At 73.5% G+C, this 2,905-nt stretch carries 3 protein-coding genes; all 3 read right to left on the bottom strand.

Features of this window, described 5'->3' with window-relative positions; translation table 11 throughout:
• Positions 1 to 46 precede the first annotated feature (46 nt).
• Positions 47 to 1,105, bottom strand: a complete 1,059-nt coding sequence (locus tag ACFWFR_RS18855; RefSeq protein ID WP_377624117.1) for an iron-siderophore ABC transporter substrate-binding protein — start codon at positions 1,103 to 1,105, stop codon at positions 47 to 49.
• A gap of 282 nt (positions 1,106 to 1,387) precedes the next feature.
• The gene (locus ACFWFR_RS18850; protein WP_377624116.1) at positions 1,388 to 2,368 is read right to left on the bottom strand and encodes a DNA-3-methyladenine glycosylase family protein; all 981 of its coding nucleotides are present in this window, start codon (positions 2,366 to 2,368) and stop codon (positions 1,388 to 1,390) included.
• 65 nt (positions 2,369 to 2,433) lie between these two features.
• A complete protein-coding gene (locus ACFWFR_RS18845; protein WP_377624115.1) occupies positions 2,434 to 2,856 on the bottom strand; it encodes an ester cyclase in 423 nt (140 codons plus the stop codon).
• Positions 2,857 to 2,905 lie beyond the last annotated feature (49 nt).

Here is a 2,905-nt window from a genome sequence, read left to right as displayed (position 1 = left end):
CGTGCCGGCGTCTGTGCTGTGGGTCGTGCTCATGGGTGGTGCGAGACTACGACACCTTCTCGGCGGCGGCCGCGAGCTGCGGCACGTACTGGTCGAGCATCCACGGGATCGAGAGCGCGGTGGGGGCGCTCGACGCCATGACGAACGACTCGCCGACGATCGGGGCGAAGCGGCCCTCGGCCACGGTGGGCATCGCGGCGATGACCGGGTCGGCCACGAACGTGTCGACGTCGGCCTGCGTCGCGAAGTACATGATGAGGACGTCGGCGTCGATCTTGGAGACGTTCTCGTAGCTCAGCGGGTACCAGAAGGTGCCGGCGGTCGGGTCGGCGTCGAGCTCCTCGACGCTCGGGGAGAGCGTCATGCCCAGGTCCTCGACGACCTGCACGCGCGGGTCCTCGGCGCTGTAGACGTTGAGCTGGTCGGCCGTGTTGGCCGCCGCGTACAGGAACGACTTGCCCTCGATGACCGGGAACTCCGCGGCCTGCGCCGCGATGCCGGCGTTCGTCTCCTCGATCAGCGCGTCGGCCTCGTCGGACAGGCCCAGGGCGTCACCGACGATGTCGAGCTGGTCCTGCCAGGACAGCGCCCACGGCTGGTCCGGGTAGGCGACGACGGGCGCGATCTTGGAGAGCTTGTCGAACTCCTCCTGCGTGATGCCCGAGTAGGGGGCCAGGATGACGTCGGGCTCGGCCGCGACGACCTCCTCGAACGGCACCTCGCTCGTGTCGCCGCCCGAGAGCAGGGTCGGCGTCTCTGCGCCCATCTCGTCGAGCTTCTCGGCGACCCAGGGGAGCACGCCGTCCTCGTTGCCGCCGTACGTGTAGGCGGGCATGGCGACGGGCACGACGCCCAGCGCCAGGACGGCGTCCTGCGTCGACCAGCCCCACGTCACGACGCGCTCGGGCTTGGACTCGATGACGGCCTCGCCGAGCGCGCTGTCGATCGTGACGGGGAAGGCACCCTCGGACGCGGCGGCGTCGGTGGCGGGCGTCGAGGCGGCGTCGGTCGACCCGCCCGAGCAGGCGCCGAGCGCGAAGGCGGTGGCGACGGTCGCGGCGACCAGTGCCGCGGGCCGGAGCCGTCGAGAGATGGTGCGAGACATGATGCTCCTCGGTCGATGCTGCGCGGGGAAAGATGCTGCTAGAGGTAAGGCTAACCTCATCGGCGGGGAGTGTCGGGTGATGGGGCGCGGCGAAGGCCGTGGGATCGTTCACAACACGGTGTCATCTCCCGGCCAGGGGGTGTCGAGGAGCGGCCGGACTGGGCTCGGGGGCGGGTGCCGGGGCTGGTGCCGGTGCGGGTGCCGGTGCCGACCACGAGGTTGCGGTCGTTGTGACGGCCACAGCGACCGCAACCACGTGCTCGACCGCACGGAACCTCGTGCTCAGTTCCCCCGGTGGTCCTGGATCGACAGCCTCGGCCCTCGCCGCGGCGCGTGCCCCAGCCCCGACACCTCGAGCAGCCGCACGACCCGGTACCGGTGCGGTGCGTAGGGGGCGAGCAGCCGCAGCATCCCGGCGTCGTCGGTCCGTTCGCCGGTCAGCGCCCACCCGACGGCCTTGGCCAGGTGGAAGTCCCCGACCGACACCGCGTCCGCGTCGCCGAGCGCCCGCTGCGCGACCTCTGCGGCCGTCCACACCCCGACCCCGGGCACGAGCTGCAACCGCGCCTGCGCGGCAGCGGGTTCCATCGCGGCGCACTCCTCGAGCCGTCGCGCGACGCGCGCGCACTCGACCACGGTCCGTGCCCGCCGCGGGTCGACACCGGCCTGGTGCCACTCCCACGTGGGGATCGTGGCCCAGGTCCGGGCGTCGGGGACCACGCGCATCCGGTCGGGGGCGGGTCCCGGCGCGGGCGTCCCGAACCGCGTGACCAGCCGGCGCCACGCGTGGTGCGCGGTCACGGTCTGCACCTTCTGCTCGAGGACCGCGGGCACCAGGGCCTCGAGCACCCGCCCGGTGCGGGGGACGCGCAGCCCGGGGTGCCGGCGGTGCGCGTCCGCGAGGCGGGCGGGGGGCTCGAAGGAGGCTGCGTCGTCGGGCTCCCCGAGGAGCGACGGGAGCGACGCCGCGAGCTCACCGGAACCGGGCCCCCACGCCTGCCCGACGACGTCACGCACCCCCGCCTGCACCAGGCGGTAGGTCACGGGTCCGGTCGGGAAGAGGCTCGTGCGCCAGAGACCGGCCCGCGGGCCGCTCGGCACCCTGCGGAACGTGGGGTCGTGGGGGCCGCGCGCGAGCTTGGCGAGGGTCGAGCGCAGGTCGAGCGGGCGCTCGGAGTGCAGGGCGAGGGGGAGCGGGTCGGGGGAGCCGTCGACCGCCCGCGCCCCGGCGAGCGCCGGTGCGGAGAGCGGGGATGCGGTCATCGCCCCAGTGTCGCACCGCCACCTGGGACGACGACGGCCCGTGCGGCCCCGTGCGGTCGGTCGGCTCAGCCCGCGGCGAGCTGTGCCGTCAGGCCTGCCCTGTCGATCTGCATCCAGTACTCGACGATCAGCCCGTCCTCGACCCGGTACACGCAGCTCGCGACCTGGACCAGGGGCCGACCTGTCGGGGCGTGGCCGTCGACCTCGCCCACGTGGTTCCCCTCCTGCGTCCACCGCACGTAGACCTTGTCGCCTGCGGCGATGACCTCGTCGACCGTGAGCCGGAACGGCCCGTACGCCGCGAGCATCTCCTCGACGTGCTCGGCGTACTGCTCGGGCGTGCGCTCGACCGTGGTCGGCGCCTCGGCCTGGACCTGGTGGGCGCGCACGCGGGGAGCCATGAAGTCACCGGCCCGGTGCGGGGCCGTGCCCGAGCGGACGACGGCGAAGAACTCGCGGACCAGGGCCTCGGGCGTGGGATGAGTCATGGGGACATTCTGTCGAGCCGCAGTCGGTGCCGACGGGCGGGTCCAGGAC

Origin of the sequence: Oerskovia sp. NPDC060287 (genome assembly GCF_042726775.1) — a bacterium.
In the GTDB taxonomy this organism is placed as follows: Bacteria; Actinomycetota; Actinomycetes; order Actinomycetales; family Cellulomonadaceae; genus Oerskovia; species Oerskovia merdavium.
Note: the sequence above shows the minus strand (reverse complement) of the source record. Positions and strands in the feature narration are given on the sequence as shown.

Coding starts and splice junctions, on each gene's coding strand:
- ACFWFR_RS18855 (WP_377624117.1), bottom strand. CDS start 1,105: ATGTCTCGCACCATCTCTCGACGGCTCCGGCCCGCGGCACTGGTCGCC.
- ACFWFR_RS18850 (WP_377624116.1), bottom strand. CDS start 2,368: ATGACCGCATCCCCGCTCTCCGCACCGGCGCTCGCCGGGGCGCGGGCG.
- ACFWFR_RS18845 (WP_377624115.1), bottom strand. CDS start 2,856: ATGACTCATCCCACGCCCGAGGCCCTGGTCCGCGAGTTCTTCGCCGTC.